Annotated in this window: 21 protein-coding genes; 7 read left to right on the top strand and 14 right to left on the bottom strand. The window is 72.8% G+C overall.

The window, feature by feature from the left end:
* The first annotated feature begins 25 nt into the window (after positions 1 to 25).
* The 5 genes from ABZU76_RS26930 (at position 26) to ABZU76_RS26950 (ending at position 5,085) form a co-directional block, all read left to right on the top strand.
* On the top strand, positions 26 to 1,756 hold the full coding sequence (locus tag ABZU76_RS26930; protein WP_354874268.1) for a hypothetical protein: 1,731 nt from the start codon (positions 26 to 28) through the stop codon (positions 1,754 to 1,756).
* Between the two features lie 34 nt (positions 1,757 to 1,790).
* Positions 1,791 to 1,979, top strand: a complete 189-nt coding sequence (locus tag ABZU76_RS26935; protein WP_354874270.1) for a hypothetical protein — start codon at positions 1,791 to 1,793, stop codon at positions 1,977 to 1,979.
* A gap of 25 nt (positions 1,980 to 2,004) precedes the next feature.
* Complete coding sequence (locus ABZU76_RS26940) at positions 2,005 to 2,244, top strand: hypothetical protein (protein ID WP_354874272.1); 240 nt, start codon at positions 2,005 to 2,007, stop codon at positions 2,242 to 2,244.
* A 62-nt stretch (positions 2,245 to 2,306) separates the two neighbouring features.
* Positions 2,307 to 3,575, top strand: coding sequence for a YeeE/YedE family protein (locus ABZU76_RS26945; protein ID WP_354874274.1), 1,269 nt, complete (start codon positions 2,307 to 2,309; stop codon positions 3,573 to 3,575).
* A gap of 82 nt (positions 3,576 to 3,657) precedes the next feature.
* Positions 3,658 to 5,085: a UbiD family decarboxylase gene (locus ABZU76_RS26950; protein WP_220239523.1), complete on the top strand. Its 1,428-nt coding sequence runs from the start codon at positions 3,658 to 3,660 to the stop codon at positions 5,083 to 5,085.
* Positions 5,086 to 5,175: 90 nt separating this feature from the next.
* Here ABZU76_RS26950 and ABZU76_RS26955 read toward each other — a convergent pair whose 3' ends face one another.
* The 7 genes from ABZU76_RS26955 to ABZU76_RS26985 form a co-directional block, all read right to left on the bottom strand.
* Positions 5,176 to 6,156, bottom strand: a complete 981-nt coding sequence (locus ABZU76_RS26955) for a HEAT repeat domain-containing protein (RefSeq protein WP_354874276.1) — start codon at positions 6,154 to 6,156, stop codon at positions 5,176 to 5,178.
* Between the two features lie 477 nt (positions 6,157 to 6,633).
* The gene (locus ABZU76_RS26960; RefSeq protein WP_354874278.1) at positions 6,634 to 7,410 is read right to left on the bottom strand and encodes an IclR family transcriptional regulator; all 777 of its coding nucleotides are present in this window, start codon (positions 7,408 to 7,410) and stop codon (positions 6,634 to 6,636) included.
* A 14-nt stretch (positions 7,411 to 7,424) separates the two neighbouring features.
* A complete protein-coding gene (locus ABZU76_RS26965; RefSeq protein WP_354874280.1) occupies positions 7,425 to 8,198 on the bottom strand; it encodes an SRPBCC family protein in 774 nt (257 codons plus the stop codon).
* Positions 8,199 to 8,207: 9 nt separating this feature from the next.
* On the bottom strand, positions 8,208 to 9,686 hold the full coding sequence (locus ABZU76_RS26970) for a CoA-acylating methylmalonate-semialdehyde dehydrogenase (protein WP_354874707.1): 1,479 nt from the start codon (positions 9,684 to 9,686) through the stop codon (positions 8,208 to 8,210).
* Between the two features lie 5 nt (positions 9,687 to 9,691).
* Positions 9,692 to 12,127 carry a xanthine dehydrogenase family protein molybdopterin-binding subunit gene (locus ABZU76_RS26975; protein WP_354874282.1) on the bottom strand — a complete coding sequence of 812 codons (2,436 nt, stop codon included), beginning with the start codon at positions 12,125 to 12,127 and terminating at the stop codon, positions 9,692 to 9,694.
* Positions 12,124 to 12,630 carry a (2Fe-2S)-binding protein gene (locus tag ABZU76_RS26980; RefSeq protein WP_354874284.1) on the bottom strand — a complete coding sequence of 169 codons (507 nt, stop codon included), beginning with the start codon at positions 12,628 to 12,630 and terminating at the stop codon, positions 12,124 to 12,126. Before ABZU76_RS26980 ends, ABZU76_RS26975 begins: the two co-directional genes overlap by 4 nt.
* Entirely contained in the window at positions 12,623 to 13,516 is an 894-nt protein-coding gene (locus ABZU76_RS26985; RefSeq protein WP_354874286.1) for an FAD binding domain-containing protein, read from the bottom strand. The genes ABZU76_RS26980 and ABZU76_RS26985 overlap by 8 nt, the downstream gene beginning before the upstream one ends.
* Before the next feature lie 230 nt (positions 13,517 to 13,746).
* Here ABZU76_RS26985 and ABZU76_RS26990 point away from each other — a divergent pair, with 230 nt between their 5' ends.
* A complete protein-coding gene (locus tag ABZU76_RS26990) occupies positions 13,747 to 13,884 on the top strand; it encodes a hypothetical protein (RefSeq protein ID WP_354874288.1) in 138 nt (45 codons plus the stop codon).
* A gap of 4 nt (positions 13,885 to 13,888) precedes the next feature.
* Here the strand turns inward: ABZU76_RS26990 and ABZU76_RS26995 are convergent, their stop codons facing one another.
* From ABZU76_RS26995 to ABZU76_RS27025, 7 genes are read right to left on the bottom strand one after another with little or no spacing between them, the layout of a single operon-like run.
* Positions 13,889 to 14,686, bottom strand: a complete 798-nt coding sequence (locus ABZU76_RS26995; RefSeq protein WP_354874290.1) for a methyltransferase domain-containing protein — start codon at positions 14,684 to 14,686, stop codon at positions 13,889 to 13,891.
* Positions 14,683 to 15,582 carry an amidohydrolase family protein gene (locus ABZU76_RS27000; RefSeq protein ID WP_354874292.1) on the bottom strand — a complete coding sequence of 300 codons (900 nt, stop codon included), beginning with the start codon at positions 15,580 to 15,582 and terminating at the stop codon, positions 14,683 to 14,685. Before ABZU76_RS27000 ends, ABZU76_RS26995 begins: the two co-directional genes overlap by 4 nt.
* Entirely contained in the window at positions 15,522 to 16,559 is a 1,038-nt protein-coding gene (locus ABZU76_RS27005; RefSeq protein WP_354874294.1) for an aldose 1-epimerase family protein, read from the bottom strand. The genes ABZU76_RS27000 and ABZU76_RS27005 overlap by 61 nt, the downstream gene beginning before the upstream one ends.
* On the bottom strand, positions 16,556 to 17,284 hold the full coding sequence (locus tag ABZU76_RS27010; RefSeq protein WP_354874296.1) for an SDR family oxidoreductase: 729 nt from the start codon (positions 17,282 to 17,284) through the stop codon (positions 16,556 to 16,558). Before ABZU76_RS27010 ends, ABZU76_RS27005 begins: the two co-directional genes overlap by 4 nt.
* Positions 17,281 to 18,291 carry a hypothetical protein gene (locus ABZU76_RS27015; RefSeq protein ID WP_354874298.1) on the bottom strand — a complete coding sequence of 337 codons (1,011 nt, stop codon included), beginning with the start codon at positions 18,289 to 18,291 and terminating at the stop codon, positions 17,281 to 17,283. The genes ABZU76_RS27010 and ABZU76_RS27015 overlap by 4 nt, the downstream gene beginning before the upstream one ends.
* Positions 18,288 to 19,475, bottom strand: a complete 1,188-nt coding sequence (locus ABZU76_RS27020; protein WP_354874300.1) for a CoA transferase — start codon at positions 19,473 to 19,475, stop codon at positions 18,288 to 18,290. The genes ABZU76_RS27015 and ABZU76_RS27020 overlap by 4 nt, the downstream gene beginning before the upstream one ends.
* Before the next feature lie 2 nt (positions 19,476 to 19,477).
* Positions 19,478 to 20,236, bottom strand: a complete 759-nt coding sequence (locus tag ABZU76_RS27025; protein WP_354874302.1) for an enoyl-CoA hydratase-related protein — start codon at positions 20,234 to 20,236, stop codon at positions 19,478 to 19,480.
* 94 nt (positions 20,237 to 20,330) lie between these two features.
* On the opposite strand from ABZU76_RS27025, the gene ABZU76_RS27030 reads away from it, so the two are divergent.
* Positions 20,331 to 21,212, top strand: a complete 882-nt coding sequence (locus ABZU76_RS27030; protein WP_354874304.1) for a fumarylacetoacetate hydrolase family protein — start codon at positions 20,331 to 20,333, stop codon at positions 21,210 to 21,212.
* Positions 21,213 to 21,239: the final 27 nt, after the last annotated feature.

The raw sequence follows: 21,239 nt of genomic DNA on the forward strand, positions 1-21,239 counted from the left end.
ACCGGACCTCCCCGGAAGGTCCACGATGGATCACCACGACCTCACGGCCGCCACCGGTTCGTCCGGAGTGGACGTGCTGGCGCTAGTGCTGCGGCTCGCGTTGCTGCTCACCACCGCCTTCCTCGCCGGCGCAGGCCTGCTCGTTCCGCTGGCCGGCTCACCCAGCCGACGGCCGCGTATTGTCCTTTTCGGACTCGGCGGCGCGTCGGCGCTCCTGGCCGTCGGCTCGTTCTTCGCCGTGCCGATCAACCCGATCGCGCTCGCCGTACACGTCCTGCTCGCGCTCGCCGTGCCGCTGCTGGTGAGCCGGCCGCGGTTCGGACGGTGGGCGTCGGTCGCGCTCGTCGGGCTGGTCGTGCTCGAGACGTCGGCCGGCCGCTCGGGCCTCGGGTTCGCGGCGGACCTCGGGTACGTGGCGGGCGCCACCGTCTGGTTCGGGTTCGCCCTGCTCAGCGCCTCGTCGGACGGGCAGTGGCGGCCCACCGCCATCAGGCCCGGACCGCTGTCCCTCACCCTCGGCGGACTCCTGGTTCTGGCCGGCGGGGTCGAGCTCGCGCTGTCCGGCCCCGGGTTCGACCGGCGGCTCGACACCACGTTGTTCGGCCTCACGGTCCTGCTCGTCGTGGTGCTGCCCCTGGTCGTGACGGTGCTGGCCGTGGTGCTGCGGCGCGACACCGGCCGCACGTACCGCTTCGGCGCGGTCGGCGTGGCGCTCGCGTTCCTGGCGTGGGCCACGCTCGCGGCGATCCCGGCCCCTCCCCCGCTGCCCGTGCCCGGTGTACCGCTGCTCGCCGACGCCGGTGGCTACCCGGTCCTGGTCAGCCCGCAGCGCCCGGGCCACAACCTGGTCCACTTCCCGGCCAGTGCCGGCGCCGACCTCGCGGTGACCGCCTCGGACGGCTCCGTTGTCCAGTCCCTCGCGTGGCCCGGCGCCGAGGGTACGTGGGCCGACGTCGTCCTGCCGCCCGGGCGCAGCGACCTGCGGATCCGCCGCGGTGACGCGACCACGGCCGTCGAGGTCGACGCCGGCACCGAGCCCGGCCCGGGTGTCACGGCTGACTCACCGGAATGCGCGTCCGCGGCACTCGGCGGGCTCGTCGCGGGCCGCCGTGACGTGCTCACCTCGTGCCCGGCCGACGCACTGTCCCCTGAAGACAGTGGCGCGCTGGTGAAACTGGTGGACTTCCTGGCTGCCCGCAAACCCGCCGCGCTCACGCTCGTCGACGACACATCGCCCCGCGGCCGGGCAGCGTCCCGGCTCGTGCGGGACACCGCCGCCCGCCACGGTTTGGGCGTCCAGGCCGAACCGGGACCGGACACCGCGCTGGTCGTCGTGGCCGGCTGGGCCGGTGGTTACCGCGCGCTGACGCAGGCCAAGCAAGCCCAGCAGAGCCGCCCGACCTACCAGTACGGCCTGTACCTGGCGCCGTGGCTGCTCAACGCCCCGCTCGTGAACGCGGTCGCCAGCTCGTCGCTGCCCCTGCGCTTCGACCCACGAGACCCCACGGCCCTGGCCTACGCCATCGCGGTCGGCGACGAGTTCGGCGGCGAGAGCCCGACCGTCGGCGGGTTCGCGCGGTGGCTCGGCCCCGCGGCGGCGACCGGCGAGGTGCAGATCTACGCGTCGGCGCAGGTCAACGCGATGCCGATGGACCCCGGGGAGCCCCACGCCCCCGGCATGGTGATGGACCGCGACTACGCCGGCCAGTGGGTCCCCGACGGGACCGTCGTGCCGATCTCCGCGGTCCTTCGCTGAACCCGCAGAAATCCCCGAGACAAGGAGAAACCCCATGAAACGCAGGATCCTGCTCACCCTCGCCGCGGCCGCGGTGTTCACCGGCCTCGGTGCCGGCGTCGCCGACGCGGAACCCGCCGTGTGGGCGGTGCCCGGCGTCGACCTCGGCGGCGTGCTCGGACCGCTGGGGCAGCCGGTCGGCCTGCTCGCCCCGGTGTTCGGCCTCATCACCACCGTGTCCTGAAAACCTTCTGCCGAAAGGAATCCCGATGAAGAAGACCCTCGCCCGCGCCACCGCGATCGCCGCGTTCGCCGGCGCCGCCACGCTCGTCGCGTCCGGTCCCGCCCTGGCGTCCACCAGTGACACGCCCGGTGTGGTCGTCGTCGACGAGCCCGACACGAGCGACCTGAACAACATCTGGACGTTCGCCCCGCTCGGCGTCCCGCCGCTCGGCCTCGTCCAGTCGCTCGGCGGCCTACCGGGCAAGCTGCTGCCCTCCTGGGGCTGATCCCCGCGGCCACGGCGGCTCGCCCGCCGCCGTGGCCGGTCCCCCTCGACCCTGGAGTTCCCATGTCCGTGAAGAAACCCCTGCCGGCGAGCCAGTTCCTGCTGTCGTCGCCGACGTCGTGCGAGGCGCCCCGGGCCGCGCCAGAAGAGCCCGTGCGCGTGGTGCCGCTGGCCGTCGCCGCCGTACTCGGCGTCGCGCTGAGCTGGTACGTCTGGGCGACCTACGGCGGCAAGTACGGCATCCTGCTCGTGCTGGGCCTCGCCCTCGGCGTCGCGTTGTTCCACTCCCGCTTCGGGTTCACCTCCGCGTGGCGGCAGCTGATCGCCGTCGGCAACGGTTCCGGCCTGCGGGCCCACGCGCTGCTGCTCGGCACGGCCACCACGCTCATCGCCCTCATCGCGGGCACCGGCGCCGGGTTGTTCGGTGCCACGCCGAAGCTCACCGCGGGGCCGATCGGCCTGCCGTTGTTCGTCGGCGCGGCGGTGTTCGCGATCGGCATGCAGCTGGGCGGCGCGTGCGCGTCCGGCACGCTGTTCGCCGTCGGCGCGGGCCAGTCGACGATCGTGCTCACGCTCGGCGGGTTCATCGCGGGCTCGGTGCTCTACAGCTGGGCCTACCCCGTGTTCACCGGCTGGCCGCAGGTCTCCGGGTTCCTGCTCGCCGACCACGTCGGCTGGGCCGGTTCCTGGGCGATCACCCTGGCCGCGCTCGCTGTGGTCGTGGTGGTGACCCGGCTCGTGCAGGCGCGGCGCACGCCGCCCCCGGTCGAACCCGTCCCGACCGCGCACGGCTTCGCGCGCGTGCTGCGGGGTTCGTGGCCGCTACTCGTCGGCGCCGTCGTGCTCGGCGTGCTCGCGGCGGCGGTCGTCCTCGTGTCGGGCTCGACGTGGGGTGTCACGTTCGCGTTCACGCTGTGGGGCGCGAAGCTGCTGCAGCTCGTCGGCCTGCACCCCGAGACGTGGGAGTTCTGGCAGACGAGCACCAACGCCAAGGCGCTCGCCGGCCCGATCTGGACGGACAAGACGAGCCTCACCGACCTCGGCATCATCCTCGGTGCGGCCGTCGCGGCCTCGGCGGCCGGCACGTGGAGGATCCGGGCGGAAATCCCGTGGCGCACCGCGGTGGCGGCCGTGCTCGGCGGCATTCTGATGGGCATCGGCGCGCGGCTCGCCGGCGGGTGCAACATCGGCGCGTACCTCGCCGGCATCTCCACCGGCAGCCTGCACGGCTGGCTGTGGGGCCTGTTCGCCCTGGGCGGCACCTGGGTCGGCCTGCGGCTGCGGCCGTTGTTCGGGCTGGTCAACCCGCGGCCGAGCGACAGCATCTGCTGACCAGGTGGTGGGACACCTTGTCGAGGCCGGAGCTGTCTTCCTATAGTGCGTCAGACGTCTGACGTCTTTTGGGAGGCTCACGGTGACGAAGGATCTGCGGTCGTTTCTCGCGGAGGTGGTCTCGACCGGTGCGGGCGAGGTCAAGCACGTGTCGAAGCAGGTGGACCCGCGGTTCGGTGTCACCGCCTACGGAGCGTGGTACGACAAGCGCGGCGACTACCCGGCGTTGCTGTTCAGCGACGTCGCCGGCAGCGAGCTGCGGTGCCTGACCAACCTCGTCGCGACACACGAGCGGATGGCATTGGCCCTCGGGGTCGAGGCCGAGACGCTCGTGCGTTCGTCGGTCGCGGGCCAGGGCCGGGCCGCGCACCCGCCGGTCGAGTTCGAGGGCGCGGCGCCGGTGCAGGAGGTGGTGTGGCGCGGTGCGGACGCCGACCTCACCCGCCTGCCGATCCCCACCCACAACGAGCTGGACGGCGGCCCGTTCCTCACCGCCGCCGTCGGCGTGACGCGCGACCCGGAGTCGGGCGCGATCAACGCCGGCATCTACCGCCACCACATCTACGGCCCGCGGCGCCTCGGGGTGTGGTTCTTCGGCTCCCACGACGGCGGCACCATCCACCGCCGCTACGCCGAACGCGGCGAGCCCACCCCGATCGCGCTGGTGATCGGGCACCACCCGGCGTTCCTCATGGGCGCGGTGTCGCGGGTCCCGGGCATCGGCGGCGAGTACGACGCCGCCGGCGCCTACCTGGGCGAATCGGTCGCCACCGTCCCCACTGTGACGTCCGGAATCCCCGTGCCCGCGCACGCCGAGATCGTCATCGAGGGCCACATCCTGCCCGACGAGCTCGAGGAGGAAGGCCCGTTCGCCGAATGGCCCGGCCACTACGTCGGCGGCGGCCGCAAACCCGTCATCGAGGTCGACGCCATCACCATGCGCCGCGACGCGATCTTCCAGGACATCCAGGCCTCCGGCCGCGAACACCGGCTCATGGGCGCACTGCCTCGCATCGCCAGCATCCACGAGGCCGTGCAGCAGAAGGTGCCGGGCCTGCGCGCGGTCAACATCCCGCTGCACGCCCGCATGCACTGCTACCTGTCGATCCGCAAGAACTCCGACACCGACCCGACGCGCGCCGCCTTCGCCGCCCTCAACACCGAGCCGGAGAACCTGCGCGCCATCGTCATCGTCGACGACGACATCGACGTCTACGACGAACGCGAAGTCGCCTGGGCCATCGGCACCCGCTTCGACGCGTCGCAGGACCTGCAGATCATCCCCCGCTGGAACGGACCCGGCGGCCTGCTGCCCACCAACTGGTCCTACGACGAAGCGGGCGGGCGCACCCCGCAACGCTCCTCCGCCGTGATCGTCGACGCCACCAAACCCGCCCCGCCGGTCGTCTTCCCGGCTCGCGCGCGAGTGCCGGAAGAAGCGATGCAGGCGGTGGACGTGGACGCCGTCGAGACGATCACGGCCGTGAGCGACCTGCCCGGGTGGGTGTGACGGCTGGGCGTGACAGGTAGGCGACGCGCCTCAGCCGTGACGGGCTTGTGTGGCCGGACGTGCCGGCTGTCCACTTCGGACGGACAGCCGTCACACCTGGGCGCGGTTCCGCAGTTCCCCGGTCACCGCAGGGCCGAGCTGGGGCTCCAGCTCGGCCAGCAGCTCGCCGATCCGCGCCGCCAGGTCGGGCGACGGCCGGGTGAACGCGCTGGAGCCGTCCTGGCGCCACTCGTCCAGGTCGCGGCGGGCTGCGTCGGCCAACGGCTCGCCGGGGACGCTGAGCAGCCCCAGGTCGGTCGCGAGCCGGGACCACCGGCTCAACCCACGCAGCAAAGTGAGCGCCCCGCGGCGGACGTGGAGGGGGTGCGACGCGTCCGCCAGGTCGAGCAGGAGCGGGAGGTCCGCCTGGCCAAGGCGGCCGTCGAGCAGCGCGGCCGCCTCGCGGACCACGCCGGGCGAAGGGTCGGCAAGCGGCTCGCGGCCGTAGAGAGCGGCTCGCGGATCCGAGGGGTTCGCCAGCAGCCGGCGCAGGCCACGAACCGCGGCGACGCGTACCCGGGGCCGGTCGTCGGCGAACTGCGCCCGCAGCAGGTCGACGTCGTCGGGCGTGCCCGTCTGGCCGAGGCCGGCCACGGTCGCTCGCGTGACGGCACCCGACCGCAGCGCGTCCCGGTAGTACGCCGCCGGGTCGCCGCCCGAGCGCAGCACCAAGGCCTGCGCCATGGACCGCACCAGCGACGAGCTCTCCGCCAGCCGTTCCCGGGCGGTCTCCACTCCCAGCAGCTGCAACGCCCGCACGCGCACCTTGGGTGCGCCGCCGTCGAGCAGGTGCAGCACGTACCGGGGGTCGCCGCGGTCGAGCAGGAGGTGGCCGAAACGGGTGCGGATCACGTCGTCGTGGTCGTGGACCGCGATCGAAGCCGGCCGCTCGTCGGAGAGCAGCCCGGCGTGCAGGGCCGACTCGTGGACCGTCCGGCGGGTCCGCAGGTCCGGCGACGCGAGCGCGAGGTCGAGGAGCTCGGGCGAGCGCAGCGTCGGCTGCAGCAGGTGCTCGTCCACCCAGCCGTCCACGGCCCGCCGGCTCAGTGCGACGACCAGCGGCAGCAGGGTGCCAGGTCCGCCTGCGAGAACAAGTCGAGCACCGCCGCGCGGGCGATCTCCCGAACCTGGGGCACCCAGTCGACGCAGCGCACCAGCAGCAGGGCAACGCTTCCGGGTCGTCACTGCTCCGCAGCCGGCGCACGCCCGGCTCCCGGACGTACCCGACGGCGTGGCAGACCGCCTCGGCGAGCTGGACACGACTCAGCTGACGCCACGGCAAGGCCCGCCGGTGGTCCTCGCCGTGGCGTCAGGACCAGCGTCGCTCGGACTCGTCGAACGCCAGCCACTCGCGCGAGTCGCCGGCGGCGAGCGCGTCCAGTTCTTCTTCCGTCGCCATCGTCCCCCCTCTCCGGCGCCATCGTGCCACCCAAGGGCGAGATCGCACCGCTCACTCCAGAAGCCGGCTCAAAGGCGATCTCGCACGCCCCGGCGGAGCCGGGGCAATCATTACAGCCCGCCGAGACGCTCGGTGATGGCGGTGCTCAGGCGGAGGATCGCGGACGTCGACTGCTTCAGCCGCTCGTCGTCCACAGTGGACTTGACCATGCTCACCGACAGCGCGCCGACGGGCTGCCCGCCGCGCCCGGCGACGGCTGCGCCCACGCACATCATGCCCGGCGCGGTCTCCTCGTCGTCGACGGCGTAACCGTGCGCGCGGGTGCTCTCGATCTCCGCCATCAGCTGCGGCATCCGCGAAATGCTGTGCGGGGTCAGGGTTTCGAAGCGGCCGTCGGCGTAGCGGCCGGCGATCTCGTCGTCGGCCAGCGACGCGAGCAGCGACTTGCCGCTCGCCGTGCAGTGGGCGGGCAGGCGCAGGCCGATCTCGTAGGACATCGCGAGCGTCCGCAATCCCGGCCGCGTCTCGACGTAGACGACGTGGCGTCCGTCCAGCAGCGACAGCACGATCGTGTCCTCGGGCAGCAGGCCCAGTTCCTGGTCGACGCGCCGGAACTCCAGCACGAACCCGGACTTCGCGAGGTAGGCCCGCCCGAGCGGGACGACCTTCCAGCCGAGCCGGTAGTGCCCACCCGGGGTGCGCGTGAGCAGCCCGGTGGTGACCAGTGTCGTGCACACGGCGAGGCAGCTGCTCTTGGGCGCGCCGATGGCCCGCGCGAGCTCGCTGAGCGGCAGCCCGTCGGGGGCGGCCGCGAGCGCGTCGAGCACGTACGCGGCGCGGGCGACCGAAGGAACCGGCAAGCCCGCCGAGGAAGGGGAACTGGTCATCGCGGGAGATTCTGTCATCGGCGCCACCGGCGGGCGAGCACGATCGCGGCGATGACGGCGGCCACTGCCGGGACCACGCGCTTGACAACCGGAATGGCGATGGCCCGCAGGACGACGGTGTCCGCGTTGCGAGTGTGCGGCCGGTCCTCCGGGCTCGGCCGGCCACCGCCGACACTCACGACCGGAGCCTCACCGGCGGGCTCTGCCGACCGAGCAGCGCCCACCGGTTCGTCGTCCGGCCACTCCTGGGCCGCCAGATCGACGACCTCCACCACCGGCTCGGCTGCCGGCACCGCTGCCACGCCCGACACCGCGGCCTGAGGCACTTCCGCAGCCTGAGCCCGCGATCCGGCCACCTCGTCCGCCAGCGCCCGCGCGAACTCGTCGACCAGCCGCCCCGTGACCTCGCCCAGCACACCACGCCCGAACTGCGCCAGCCGTCCCGTCAGCGCGAGCTCCGTGGCCAGGTCGACCCGCGTGCCTTCCGGGGCCGGCACCAGCCGCAGCGTCACCGTCGCCGAAGCCGAACCGCGGCCGCGCACCTCACGCCCCGACGCCGCCACGACCACGACCCCCGCGTCCTCGTCGCGTTCGCGGAACTGCGCCAAGCCGGAGTACTCGGCGGCGATCGGCCCGACCTTCACGCGCAGGCCGCCGCGAACGTCGTCGCCGTCGACCTCGTCCAAGTGCACGCCGGGCATGCACGGCGCGACCCGCCGCGGATCGGTGAGCACAACCCACGCCTGCGCGGGCGGCAGGCCGACGGTGAAGGTGTTCTCCAGTCGCACGAACGCCCCCTAGGCCGGGAACCGCATGTCGACACGGGAACCCGCCGAAGGCGCCCACCGGCTCGTGACGACCTTGCGGCGTGTGAAGAATCGGATGCCGTCCTCGCCGTACTGGCCCGAGTCGCCGAAGAGCGAGTGCTTCCAGCCACCGAACGGGAAGTACGGGATCGGCACGGGAATGGGCACGTTGAGCCCGACCATGCCGGCCTGCACGGTGTGCTGGAACTTGCGCGCGGCGACGCCGTCGCGGGTGAACAGGGAGACGCCGTTGCCGTACTCGCCGCCGTTGATCAGCCCGACGGCCTCCTCCAGAGTGTCGACGCGCAGCATCGACAGCACCGGGCCGAAAATCTCGTCGGTGTACACGGTCATGTCCGGGCGCACGTGGTCGAGCAGCGTCGGCGCGAGGAAGAACCCGTTCTCCCGCCCCGGAACACGCACGTCGCGGCCGTCGACCACGAGGTCCGCGCCCGCGTCGGCGCCGGCCTGCACGTATCCGGTCACGCGGCACAGGTGGTCGGCGGTGACGAGCGGGCCCATGTCGGCGCCCTCGTCGTGACCGTCCGCAGTGGACAGCCGGCCGATGCGTTCCACCAGACGATCGCGCAGCGCGTCACCGACCCCGCCGACGGCCACCGCGACCGAGATCGCCATGCACCGCTCCCCCGCCGAACCGTAGGCGGCGGAGACGAGGGCGTCGGCGGCCGCGTCGAGGTCGGCGTCCGGCAGCACCACGAGGTGGTTCTTCGCGCCGCCGAGGGCCTGCACCCGCTTGCCGTGCTTGGCCGCGGTCTCGTAGACGTGCCGGGCCACCGGCGTCGACCCGACGAAGCTCACCGCGGCGACGTCCGGGTGGGCCAGCAGCGCGTCGACGGCCGGGGCGCTGCCGTGCACGACGTTGAGCACGCCGGCAGGCAGCCCGGCCTCGAGCGCCAGCTCGGCCAGGCGGTTCGACGCCGAGGGGTCCTTCTCGCTCGGCTTGAGCACAAAGGCGTTCCCGCACGCGACGGCGATCGGGAACATCCACATGGGAACCATCACGGGGAAGTTGAACGGCGTGATGCCGGCGACGACCCCGAGCGGCTGGCGGATCGAGTACGTGTCGACACCGCGGGAGACGTTCTCGCTGAAGTCCCCCTTGAGCAGGTGCGGGATCCCGGCGGCGAACTTCGCGACGTCCAGGCCCGCGTTGACCTCCGCACGGGCGTCGGCGAGCGTCTTGCCGTGTTCGCCGGTCACGAGCTCGGCCAGCTCGTCACGCGAGCGCTCGACCAGCCGGATGAACTCCAGCAAAACCTGCTGGCGCACGCCGAGGGACTCCTCGGCCCAAGCGGACTGCGCGTCGAGTGCGACCTTCACGGCGTGGTCCACGGCACCGGCGTCGCCGAGCGCGACCCGGCCCGCGACGCTGCCCCGGGCGGGGTCGTGCACGTCGGCCCACGCGGGCGGTTCGTCCTGGACGAAGGCGCCGCCGACGAAGTGCTGGATGGTGTTCACAAGTGTCCTTTCTCGACAGTCGAGCCGAGGTGCGGGAGGGCCGGTACGGGTGGGGTGTCGGGTGGTTCGGGCCAGCGGTGGCCGGCGGCTTCGTCAACGGCCCGCACAACGCGTTCGGGGGTGATCGGCTCGTGCCACACCCGCGCGCCCAGCGGGGCGAGCGCGTCGTTCACGGCGTTGTGCACCGCCGCGGGCGCGCCGGCGGCCCCGGCTTCACCAGCGCCTTTCACGCCCAGCATGGTGATCGGGCTCGGCGTCTCGAGGTGGGTGATGCGTACGTCCGGCAGCTCCGGGCCGGTCGGCATGAGGTAGTCGAGCAGGGTCGAGGTGAGCAGCTGGCCGTTCTCGTCGTAGTACAGCCGCTCGAACAACGCCCCGCCGATGCCCTGCGCGACGCCGCCGCGGATCTGCCCGTCCACGATCTCGGGGTTGATGAGCACCCCGCAGTCCTCGACGCACGCGTAGTCGACGATGTGCACGAGCCCGCTGTCCTCTTCGATCTCGACGACCGCGGCGTGGGCGCCGTTGTTGAAGGTGACGTTGGGACCGCTGTACTCCCCCACCACCGACAGCCCGATCCTCAGCTCCGGCGGCAGGCGGTGGGTGCGGAAGTGCGCGACCTCGGCGAGCTCTTCCACTCCCAAGTGGACGTTCGGCGCGCCCGCGACCTGGACCACGCCGTTGGCGATCTCGAGGTCGGCCGGGTCGACCTCGAGCAGGTGCCCGGCGATCGCGAGCAGCCGTTCCTTCACCTCGCGGGCGGCCGAAGCCGCGGCACCACTGCTGACCACGGCCGAACGGCTGGCCCACACCCCCGTGCCGTGCGGCACCACCGCCGTGTCGCCGCTGACCACACTGATGCGGTCGAACGAGACCCCGAGGTGGTCGGCCACGACCTGCGCGGCCGTCGTCTGCAGGCCCTGGCCCTGGCCGGGCGTGCCGAGCAGCACGGTGACCGAACCGTCGGCCTCCACCCGCACCTCGACCTGGTCGTGCGCGGTGATCGGGGCGCCGCGCTTGCCGTAGAACATCACGCCGGGCGCGGTGACCTCGACGAAACACGCGAGCCCGACACCGAGCAGCCGCCCGCGTTCGCGCGCTTCGGCCTTGCGCTTGTCGAGGTCCGGCCCCGAGGGGAGCATGGCGAGAAGCTTCTCCAGCGACTCCTGGTGGGAGCCGCTGTCGTAGACCTGGCCGGTCACGGAGGTGTAAGGCAGTTCCTCGGGCGCGATCAGGTTGCGGCGGCGCAGTTCCGCCGGGTCGAGCCCGAGCCGGCGCGCGGTCTCGTCGAGCAGCGTCTCCATCGCGAGGATGGCGACGGGGTGCCCGACGCCGCGGTACACCGCGAGCGGAGCTTTGTTGGTGATGGCGACGCGCAAGTGTCCCGAGTAGACGGGGATCCGGTAGGGGCCGGGCATGATCGTGGCGACCTGGATGCCTTCGGTGACCATGCTGCGCGGGTAGACGGAGTAGGCGCCGCCGTCGCTCACGACCTCCGAACGCAGGCCGAGGATCCGGCCGTCGGCCGCGACGGCCAGCGCGGCGGACACCCGCTCGTCGCGCGCCTGTGTGTCCGACTGCAGCGATTCGACGCGGTCCTGGATCCACTTCACCGGGCGGCGCAGCAGGATGCTGGCCGCGCACGTGGCGACCTCGTCGGAGTACACGTGCGCCTTCATCCCGAACGCGCCGCCGACCTCGTCGGTGAGCACGCGGATGTTGCTCTCGCGCAGGCCGAGCAGCTCGGCGAACACCGACTGCAGCATGTGCGGCGCCTGCGTGGACAGGCGCACGGTGAGCGACTTCGCCGACGGGTCGAACTCGGCGACGACGCCGCGGGGCTCCAGCGCGACAGCCGTGTGACGCGCGGTGCTGATGCCGGTCTCCACGATCACGGCGGCCTCGGCGAAGGCCGCTTCGACGTCGCCGGTGCCGAAGGTGCCTTCGAAGGCGAGGTTGGACGGCAGCTCGTCGTGCACCTTCGCCGCCGACGCGTCGAGGGCGGCGATGGAGTCGACGACCGGGTCGAGCTCCTCGTAGTCGAGGGTGATCAGCTCCAGCGCGTCCTCCGCGACGGCGCGGCTTTCGGCCACGACCATCACCACGGGCTCCCCGACGTAGTGCATCTTGCCGGTGGCCAGGGGCCGCTGGTCGCCACCGACCAGGCCCGGCCAGTCGAGCAGGCCCTTCCACGAGCGGCACATCGGGTTGAAGTCGTCCGCGGTGAACACGGCGACCACGCCCGGCGCCTGCCGAGCGGCCTCGACGTCGATCGCCGTGATCAGCGCGTGCGCGACCGGGGCGCGGACGAACGCGGCGTGCAGGCAGCGGGCCGGGGTGACGTCGTCGGCGTAGCGGCCGCGGCCGAGCAGGATCTTCGGGTCCTCGACACGCTTGACGCGGCGGCCGACCCAGCCTTCGGTGATGCTCACGCCCGCGCCTCCCGCACCTGCTCGGCGTATTCGGCGATCGCGGTCACGATCGGCGCGTAGCCGGTGCAGCGGCACAGGTTCCCGGACAGCCGCTCGCGGATCTCGTCGCGGGAGAGGTCCGGGTTCTCCTCGACGGCGGTGACGGCGGCCATCAGGAAACCCGGCGTGCAGAAACCGCACTGCAGCGCCTGGTGCTCCCAGAACTTCTGCTGCAGCGGGTGCAGCACGTCCTCGGCGCCGGCCGTCTCGCCCAGGCCTTCGACGGTGTCCACTGTGGATCCGTGCGCCTGCACGGCGAGGGTGAGGCAGCTGCGCACGGCCGTGCCGTCGAGCCGGACGGTGCAGGCGCCGCAGACGCCGTGCTCGCAGCCGAGGTGCGTGCCGGTGAGGCCCAGGTCGTGGCGCAGGAAATCGGCGAGCGTGGTCCGCGGCGTGGTGCGCGCCGACTCGGGTTTCCCGTTCACCGTGAGGGAAACCTGCGTCGGCTCGTGGGCGTCAAGCACGGGCACTCTCCACTTCGGACTGGCAACGGGCGGCGGCTTCGGCGAGCGAGCGGGCGACGAGCCGGGTGCCCGCGCGGCGGCGGTAGGTCACGGAACCGTGGATGTCGCCGACGACGTCGATCTCGTCGAACGCCCGCGCCGCGGCTTCGGCGAGCACGGCGTCGTCGAGGACCTCGCCGGTCAGGATCTTCTCGGCGGCGCCGGCGCGGCGCGGCGCGCCGGCGATGCCGAACAGGGCGATCCGCGCGTCGGTGCAGCGCCCGGCGGAATCGGTGTCCAGCACGGAGATCACGCCGACGAGGGCGAAGTCGCCGCTGCGGCGGGTGATCTCGCGGATCGACCAGCCGGCCGTCGCGGGCACGAGCGGCAGTTCGGCTCCGGCGACGACCTCACCGTCGTCCAGCGCGGTCAGGTAGGGGCCGAGGAAGAAGTCGCGCGCGGCGATCCTGCGCCGCCGCCCGGCGCCGGCGACGCGCACGGACCCGCCGAGCGCGAGCAGCAACGCGGGCAGCTCAGCCGCGGGGTCGGCGTGGGCGAGCGAGCCGCAGACCGTGCCGCGGTTGCGGATCTCGGGGTGCCCGACCTGCGCGAGGCTTTCGGCGACCAGCGGGTGGCGGCGGCGCGTCTCGGGGTCGGTCTCGAGCGCGCGCGTGGTGACCGCGGCCGACACGACGAGGCCGTCGGTGTCGCGGAAAGCGTGGCCCTGCAGGTCTTTCGCCGTGGTGATGTCGACGAGTACCGAAGGGTTCGACATGCGCAGCGCCATCACCGGGAGGAGGCTCTGCCCACCGCCGAGCACCCGCGCGTCCGGCCCGTGCTCGGCCAGCACCGCCACCGCGTCGCCCAGCGATTCGGCCCGGTGGTAGCCGAAAGCAGGCAGTTTCACCGATTCACCCCTCTTGCTCGCTCTGGCCAGTGTTCGAAATGCTGAACACTGTTCGATTTCCAGAACGAGTCTCTGAAGACCTGGGACGGATGTCAAGTCGGACACGGTCGATGCCGCGCCCCACGCCCCGTGTCGCCGGACCAGGATCAGGCGGGTTCGGGCGGGGGCGCCACCCCGGCGGCCACCGGGGTTGCCGGCCGCTTCTGACCGCCGTCACCGTTGCCGACGACGTGGTCACCTGGGCCGGTTTCGAACAATCCCACCGCCCGGCCCACGACTACCGCGGCTTCGGCACGCTCACCTTCGCCCGCCCCGACTACGACCGTGCCCTGCGGGATCTGGTCGCGGCGCTGGGTGGCTCCTGCTGAGGACCTACGGCTTCCGGCCCGACGCCGAGATCATCGGGGAAGTCGCCAGGTCGAGGCGCCCCGAGGTGACGTTGGCGAGGTGGCGGTCGATGTCGGCGGCCGTGGCCAGGCCGGCGGTGAGCAGGCTGTCGCGGACCTGGCGGACCGTCGCGGCTTCCAGGGCGGTGCAGGCCGGGGAGGTGATCGGGAAGTACGCGTCGGCGGTGACGTCGGTGAGGCCGGCTTCGCGCAGGACGCGCGGGAGGGTGCGGCCGTAGGCGAGGTCGGCGCCGCGCGAGGCGAGCAGCTCGCGGAAGGCCCGGCGGAGGCGGTTGGCCAGCGCCTCGTCCGGGCCGTGTTCGTCGAGGCAGATCAGGGGTTGCAGGGTCGGGTCGGCGTCTTCGAGCAGCAGGCGGCCGCCGGGGCGCAGGGCGGCGACCATGGTGCGCAGGGCGCGTTCGCGGTCGGGCACGTGGACCAGGACCAGGCGGGCGTGGACGAGGTCGAAGCCGCCGGGCGGGGGTGCGTCGAGGCCGATGTCGTGGCGGCGGATCTCCACGACGTCGCTCGCGGTGGTGGCGGCCCAGGAGGTGTCGAGGTCGGTGGCGAGCACGTGGCCGCCGGGGCCGACGCGGTCGGCGAGCCAGGTCACCACCGAGGGGCCGCCGGCGCCGACTTCCCAGCACCGCCAGCCCGGGGCGACGCCGAGATCGTCGAAGTGCCGGAACGTCGACGCGTCGAACAGCGAGCTGAGCGCGTCGAAGCGCGAGCCCGCTTCCGGTTGGGCGTTGTCGAGGAGGTAGCCCTCGTCCGGGGAGGTCATGGCGGTGATTGTGCAACACGCGACAGGGCGTAGACCCGTTCCGCCGTGCCACCGAACACCCAAGAGCGTTCGGCCGCCGTCAGGTGCGAGGTGAGGGCGTCGGCGGCGGAATGGACCTGGCTGTAGGTGCCCGCGAGCAGGCACACCGGCCAGTCCGAGCCGTACATCAGCCGCGACGGGCCGAACGAGGACAGCGCGACGTCGGCGTACGGGCGCAGATCCGCGACTGTCCACTGTGGCCACGAAGCTTCCGTGACCAGGCCTGAGAGTTTGGCCACGACGTTCGGTTCACGGGCCAGCAAGCGCAGCCGGGAAGCCCACGGCTCCACCTCCCCCGACGCGATCGGCGGCTTGCCCAGGTGGTCGAGCACGAAGATCAGCTCCGGCACGGCCCGCACGGTTTCGAGCGCCGCGTCGAACTGGACCGGACGGATCAGCAGGTCGAACGTCAGGCCCGCGGCGGCGGCGGTGCGCAGGCCGGCGCGGACGTCCGGCCGGCACAGCCACCGCGGGTCCGGTTCGGACTGCACGCCGTGGCGGAAGCCGACCAGCCGCGTGCCGCGGAAGCGGGTCAAGTCGAGCTCCGGCGTCGTCAGGTCGGCCCACCCGACGACGCCGGCCACCAGCGGATCCGACAGCGCCAGCAGCTGCTCCGTCTCCACCGCCGAGCCGAGGGCCTGCACGAGCACCGTGCGCGTGACCCGGGTGCCGAGCGTCGCCAGGCGCAGGTCGCGCACAGTGAACGGGCGGCGGATCGGCGCGAGCGAGGGCTGGTCGAGCCACGGCTGCGGGTGCGCCGCCGGGTGCCACAGGTGGTGGTGGGCGTCGACGTGGTTCAGAGCTCCTCCACGCGGAAAGCCGTGCGGTAGGTGCGCGACTCCCCCGGCTGCAGCCACGTCATGCTGCCGTCCGCCCGCGCGGCCGCGTCGCCGCCCACGTGGTGCGTCGACGGTTCCAGCCCCACCGCGTAGTTGCCGGCCCGCAGGTTGAGCCACTCGAAGAAGCACGGGAACTCGTCTTGAGACCAGTGCACGCTCACCGCGAGGCCGAGCCGCTCGTTGACGATCGCCGCGGTGCCGCTCGTCAGCTCGTGTTCGTACACCTGCTCCACGAACCCGGGGATCGGCGCGGGGAACACCAGGTGGTCGACCCCCTGCGAAGCCACGCTGTCCGAATGCCACACCGTGCGCTCGACCGGCGCGACGAACCGCGCGCCCTCGTCGAGCAGCGGCCAGCCGAGGTTGATGTGGTAAAGGAACATGTGCGGCATCGGCTCGAACGCCGGGTTGTGCACCGTGTCGACCAGCCGGATCTCGTTGCCGCCCAGGTCGGCCTCGATCCGCCGCGTCAGCGTGAGGTTCTCGCCGAACACCGCAGCCTGCCGCACCTCCCCCTCGGCCCACAGCACGCAGCGGTCGCCCTCCCACGTCGAGCCGTAGCCGCGCAGACGGGCCGGAATGTTGGCGACGCGGCCGTGCAACCCGTGCCGCACGGTCTCGCGCGGCGGGTAGCGGTAGCCCGCCGAATCGACCGAGCCGCCGAACAGCGTGTGGTCGAGGCCGCCCGTGACCAGCAATCCGGTGAACGACCGCAGCCACGACAAGCCGTCCTCGTCGGCGTGCTCGTGCAGGCCGGGGTGGCGCACGCCGGTGGGCGAGTTCCAGCCGAACGCGCGCCCCGCGTGCTCGGCCGCGCCGAGGTCCATCGCCCGGTCGACGAGCACCTCGAACGCCAGCCCGCTGCCCGTGCGGAACTCCAGCGCCCGCACGCCGCGCTCGGCGCCGTCCGCGAGCGTCACCAGCCGCACTCCGCCCGCACCACCGCGAGCCGCCAGCTCGCGCCGGTCGTGCATTTGTCCGTAAAGGTCGGTCATGTCATCACCCAGCCACCGTTGACCTCGATCGTCTGCCCGGTCACGAACGACGCGTCCGGGCCCGTCAGGAACGCCACCACCGCGGCCAGCTCCTCGGGCCGGCCCCGCCGTTTGAGCGCTTGCCGCTCCAGCACGAACGCCCGGTACGCCTCCGGGTTTTCGTGGATCTCCTCCGCCGCAGTGGGAAACGCGCCCGGCGACACGCAGTTCACGCGGATCTCGTGCGGCCCCAGCTCCCGCGCGAGCGCCTTCGTCAACGCGGCCGCCGCGCCCTTCGTCGCCACATACGCGGCGAGGTCGGGCCAGCCGCCGTGCATCGTGATCGACGCGATGTTCACGATCGCGCCGCCACCCGCGGCCACCATTCCGGGCACCACGGCCTGCGCGGCGACCCAGTACGCCCGCTGGTTCACGGCGTGGACCTCGTCGTACTCGGCGAGCTCCACCTCGACGAACGGCCGGCTCGGGTACACGGCCGCGTTGTTGACCAGCACCCCGACGGGTCCGAGCTCGACCGCCGTCCGCTCGACGGCGGCCCGCAGCGCGTCGGCGTCGCGCAGGTCCACGGCGAGCGGCAGCACCTTCGACCCGGCCAGGCGCGCCGTCTCGGCCAGCGCGTCGGCGTCCCGGTCGAGCGCGGCGACGGACTCGCCCTGGGAAGCCAGCCGCAGCACGGTGGCGCGGCCGAGCGCACCGCCGGCGCCGGTGACAAGTGCGGTGGTCATGCCTTCCTCCATTCCTGGTAACGGGCTACGACGCGGTCGTGGACCCGTGGTTCACGACCGGCGATTCCGTCGCGCAGAATCCGTGACGCCTCGGTCTGGAACCCGACGTAGCCCGGTTCCCGGGGCCGCACCCACGCCCGCGCCACAGTCTCGGCCGTGTCGTGGTGGAACCCGGGGCGAGTCCACACGCGACAGTCGGCCGGCTGACCACCGTGTGCGGAAAACACTTCGGTCTGCACGTCCGGCGCGATGAGCCGGCGCACCACCGCCCGTGCCTCATCCGGAGGCGCCTGGCTGGACACGGCGATCCCGGTGCCACCGAGCACGCTGCCGATCCCCGCCGGACCGGCCGGGGCGTCGTGAAACGACAACAGCGGATAGCCGGTGTAGCCGTACACCAGAGGGCAGTACCGGACGGGGCCGTCGGTCATCGCCGCGAGCACTCCGATCGGGTTCCGCCCCCACAACGAAGAATCCGCCGACGCAACCAGCTCGGCCATTACCTCGACCGCCCGCTCCCCCACCGACGCGTTGGTGAACGGCTCCGCACCGTAGGCCACACACAGCGAGAAGAACATCAGCAACGCGTGCGGCCCGCCGAGGCACGGCGTGACCCCGCCTTCGCGCGCCAGCGAAAGCACGTCGTCCCAGGTCTTCGGCTGGTCGGCGAACGTCGCCACCGACACCTGCGCGGCGGCGTCGATCGGCAACGCCCACGTCCGCCCGTCGAGCACGTAGGAGTCGTAGCTCGCCCCGATCGTCCCCGCCCGCCACGCGGCCAGCTCGGCCGCGTCCAGCAGCTCCTCCATCGGCACGAGGTGGCCGGCCGCCGCGCCGAGCCCCGGGTGGTCGACCACCAGCAGGTCGTACTCCTCCGCCAGCGCCGCGATCGGCGTGGACTCGAACCCCTCCAACGGCTGGCGATCCCACTCGACACCGCCCTCTCGGCGGGCCAGCTCGTCCAGCGGGCCGTACCCGCGGGGGTGGTCCCAGGTCAGCCCCTTCACGGCGCGAGCACCACCTTGTCGTCCACCAGTCCGGCGATCCGCTCCGGCGCGTACCCCAGCTCGCGCAGGATCTCGCCGCTGTGCTCCCCCGTCACCGGCGCGCCCCGGCGCACCGACGGCGGCGTCGCGCTGAACCCGTACGGAAAGCCCGGCGTGGTCACCGGCCCCTCGGTGGCGTGCTCGTAGCGCACGAACGAGCCGTTGTGGACGACCTGCGGATCTTCGAGCAGATCGGCGTAGGAGTACACCGGCCCGGCCCAGATCCCGGCCTCGTGCAGCCGCGCGAGCCAGTCGTCGGTCGAGCGCTGCGGCAGCCGCGCCCGCACGAGCGCCGTGATCTCATCGCGCTTCGCGTGCCCGTCCACCTCGGTGTCCATCGTGGACAGTTCGGGCAGGTCCAGCGCGACCGCCAGCGCGGGCAGCGGCGGCATCGCCAACGCGAGGTGCCCGTCGGCCGTCTCGAAGACCCCGTACGGCGCCCTGATGTAGGTGTGCCCGTGCGCCTCGCTCCCCCGCCGCTGCGGCACGCCGCCGACGGTGAACACCGACAGCTCCTGCATCTGCACCGCGATCGCCGCGTCCAGCATGTTCACCGTCACCAACTGGCCCTCACCGGTCCGCTCACGGTGCAGCAGCGCGGCCAGCGCACCCTCGAACGCGCTGTAGGCCGTGATCGCGTCGATCGCGTATGTACCCGCCGGCAGCGGCGGATCGACAGCGCGCCCGACGCTGTACATCGCGCCGCTCATGGCCTGCAGCAGCAGGTCCTGCCCCGGCCGCCGCGCATACGGCCCGCTCTCGCCGTAGCCGGAGATCGACACGTACACGACGCCGGGGTTGATCTCGCGCACCGTCTCGTAGTCCAGCCCGAGCCGCTGGGCCACGCCCGGCCGGTAGTTCTGCAGCACGACGTCCGCGGTCGCGATCAGGTCGTGCACGGCGCGGCGCCCGGCCGGCGCCTTGAGGTCCACCGCGAGGCTGCGCTTGTTGCGGTTCAGCGACAGGAACGACGGGTTCACCGCCACCCCGGTCGCCCCGCCCGCCGGGGCGTGGCGCTGCCACTCGCCGCCCGGCGGCTCGACCTTCACCACGTCCGCGCCGAGGTCGCCCAGCCGCATCGCGGCCAGCGGCCCGGCCATCGCGATCGACACGTCGACCACGCGGTACCCGTCCAGCACTCCCATCGTCACTCCCCTGTGAACCGCGGTTCGCGGCGCTGCGCGAAGGCCACCCGGCCCTCGGCCGCGTCCGCTGTGGACAGACACACCGTCTGCAGGTCCCGCTCGTAGCGGATGGCCTGCTCCAACGGCATCGAGTACGCCGCGCGCAGATTGGCCTTGGCCGTCTGCGCGGCGATCGGGGCCCGGGCCGCGATCCGCTCGGCGAGCGCAAACGCTTTCGCCGGCAGATCGGCGGGTTCGGTCACCTCGGTGAGGAGGCCCCACGCCAGCGCCTGCGCCGCGGAGATCGGGTCACCCGTGAGCAGCATCGTCGCCGCGTTGCCCGGTCCGATGCTGTGCGCGAGCAGGGCCGACTGACCGCTGCCGCCGATCCAGCCGAGCTTGATCTCGGGTGCGGCGAAGGTCGCGGTCGAGGCGGCGAGCCGGATGTCACACGCCAAGGCCAGCTCGAGCCCACCCCCGAAGGCGAACCCGTTGACGGCCGCGATCACCGGCGTGCGCAGGGCGCGGATCGTGTCGCCGTAGTCCTCGCGGTTGCGGAACTCCCACGGCGTGGCGTAGCGGTCCAGCTCACCGACGTCGCTGCCCGCGCAGAACGCCTTGTCGCCCGCGCCGGTCAGCACGATCGCCCGCACGCCCGGGTCCGCGTCCAGCGCGGCGGCGTGGGTGCGCAGGGCGGCCGCCATCTCTGGAGTGATCGCGTTGCGCTTCGCCGGCCGGTTCAGCGTCAGCACCGCGACCCGGCGCGTGACCGTACAGTCCACTTCGGACACACTTGCGCCGGACCCGCTGCCGTGTCTAGGTTCCCCTTCGGCCCCGGAACGGGCCGCAGAATCCCCACGAGGATCGAGGTCAGCCGTGCTCATCGTTCGTTTCCTTTCCCCGGGCGGAACCCACCCGGCCGTCGGCGTCCGCACCGCGGACACCGTCCTCGAGCTGCCGGTGACGTCCATCGGCGAGCTGCTCGCCCTGCCGCTGCCCGAGCTGCAGGACCTGTGCGCCGGCGCGGACGGCGCGTCGCACGACGCCGCCGACGTCCGGTTCCTGCCGCCCGTCGACCGGCGCACCGAGATCTGGGCGGCGGGCGTCACCTACCAGCGCTCGCGCGAGGCGCGGATCACCGAAAGCGAGCGCGCCGCCGACGTCTACGACCTCGTGTACGAGGCCCCGCGACCCGAGCTGTTCTTCAAGTCCGCCGCCTGGCGCGTGACCGGCGACGGCGAGTCCGTGGCCATCCGCACCGACTCCGGCATCGACGTGCCGGAGCCGGAGCTCGGGCTCGTGGTCAACTCCCGCGCCGAGGTCGTCGGGTACACGATCGTCAACGACATGAGCTCGCGCAGCATCGAAGGCGTCAACCCGCTCTACCTCCCCCAGGCCAAGATCTACCTGGGCGGCTGCGCTGTCGGCCCCGGAATCCGGCCGGCCTGGGAGGTGGCCGACGCGACGAACCTCCCGATCGAGCTGGAGATCCACCGCGCCGGCGCCCTCGTGTGGTCCGGCGCCACCAGCACCTCGTTGCTGCGCCGCACGTTCGAGGAGCTGGTGGAGTACCTCTTCCGCGCCGACGTATTCCCCGACGGCGTGGTGCTCGCCACCGGCACCGCGCTGGTGCCGGACCTGCCGTTCACCCTCGCCGCCGGCGACCGGGTCGCGATCACCGTCGGCGAGATCGGCACCCTGACGAGCACCGTGGTGTCCGGAAAGGACGAAGTGGCCAAGCTGCTCGAAGCCCGGTGAGCCCGTGGGGGCCGGGATCGCCCGGCC

Source organism: Amycolatopsis sp. NPDC005232 (assembly GCF_040607795.1).
In the GTDB taxonomy this organism is placed as follows: domain Bacteria; phylum Actinomycetota; class Actinomycetes; order Mycobacteriales; family Pseudonocardiaceae; genus Amycolatopsis.

What these genes read in the sequence shown, in the direction of transcription:
- ABZU76_RS26930 (WP_354874268.1), top strand. Translation starts at nt 26, where the DNA reads ATGGATCACCACGACCTCACGGCCGCCACCGGTTCGTCCGGAGTGGAC.
- ABZU76_RS26935 (WP_354874270.1), top strand. Translation starts at nt 1,791, where the DNA reads ATGAAACGCAGGATCCTGCTCACCCTCGCCGCGGCCGCGGTGTTCACC.
- ABZU76_RS26940 (WP_354874272.1), top strand. Translation starts at nt 2,005, where the DNA reads ATGAAGAAGACCCTCGCCCGCGCCACCGCGATCGCCGCGTTCGCCGGC.
- ABZU76_RS26945 (WP_354874274.1), top strand. Translation starts at nt 2,307, where the DNA reads ATGTCCGTGAAGAAACCCCTGCCGGCGAGCCAGTTCCTGCTGTCGTCG.
- ABZU76_RS26960 (WP_354874278.1), bottom strand. Translation starts at nt 7,410, where the DNA reads ATGACCAGTTCCCCTTCCTCGGCGGGCTTGCCGGTTCCTTCGGTCGCC.
- ABZU76_RS26995 (WP_354874290.1), bottom strand. Translation starts at nt 14,686, where the DNA reads ATGACCTCCCCGGACGAGGGCTACCTCCTCGACAACGCCCAACCGGAA.
- ABZU76_RS27005 (WP_354874294.1), bottom strand. Translation starts at nt 16,559, where the DNA reads ATGACCGACCTTTACGGACAAATGCACGACCGGCGCGAGCTGGCGGCT.
- ABZU76_RS27010 (WP_354874296.1), bottom strand. Translation starts at nt 17,284, where the DNA reads ATGACCACCGCACTTGTCACCGGCGCCGGCGGTGCGCTCGGCCGCGCC.
- ABZU76_RS27020 (WP_354874300.1), bottom strand. Translation starts at nt 19,475, where the DNA reads ATGGGAGTGCTGGACGGGTACCGCGTGGTCGACGTGTCGATCGCGATG.